Origin of the sequence: Halorubrum yunnanense (assembly GCF_026586675.1) — an archaeon.
GTDB lineage: Archaea > Halobacteriota > Halobacteria > Halobacteriales > Haloferacaceae > Halorubrum > Halorubrum yunnanense.
Genome location: NZ_JAODIX010000017.1, coordinates 1 through 751 on the forward strand (window position 1 = coordinate 1; position 751 = coordinate 751).

1 protein-coding gene is annotated in these 751 nt (G+C 51.3%); it reads left to right on the forward strand.

Going from position 1 to position 751, the window contains the following annotated elements; translation table 11 throughout:
- Positions 1-430: 430 nt before the first annotated feature.
- Positions 431-751, forward strand: a 321-nt coding sequence (locus tag N5096_RS03625; RefSeq protein ID WP_267662969.1) for a transposase-like zinc-binding domain-containing protein, incomplete at its 3' end; no start/stop codon positions are given.

The window sequence follows — 751 nt, forward strand, 5'->3', positions numbered from 1 at the left end:
GGGTTAATCTGGCGGAATATTACAGTAAGAGCGTCCGAGACCGTCGTCACTAGGCGGCAAAACAAGGCAAATCTATTAGTAGAAATCGAGTTTCAGTGGGGTAACGGAATCGTCATGGCCACCACCGAAGAATAACCGGTTGACGGGTATAAAACGTCCGTAATTCGCTTTTTCGTTGTGTAAAAAATACTTGCCACTTTTTAAACTCTCGTCACCGGGCAGTAGGCGTGAAATGATAGCGCGGACACGCATCTGTTCGACGATTTAGTCGATGTGAATTGATACTAGTGGGTTCTGTTGGTATCCTCAACCGGTGATATGTTCTCAACGCTTTGCTGAACGCTCTTCTGTAGGAGATTGTTGATGCTGCTGAGCTGCCGCTGTTGAGTCGAAGAGGACAAGGACACCGCGTCAGCGGTGTCCGACACGAATGATTCCGCTGGATGTGTTTGGGTCGGAATCGGTCGCAGCGGACCTGCTCCAACAGGTTCGCTGGCGTGACGGTGTGACTTGTCCCCGCTGCCGTTCTGACCGAACGGTCAGAAACGGCAGCTATCGGCAGTTTCAGCGGTATCTCTGTAAGGATTGCGACCGCACGTTCAACGATAAGACCGGCACGATCTTCGCTCACTCGAAGATCGCACTCCGCAAATGGTTGTTTTCGATCTACGCGTTTTTGCGGTTTAACACGAGCCTCAGGCAGTTACAGTGCGAAATTGAGGTCACCTACAAGACGATCCACAGGCGTGGG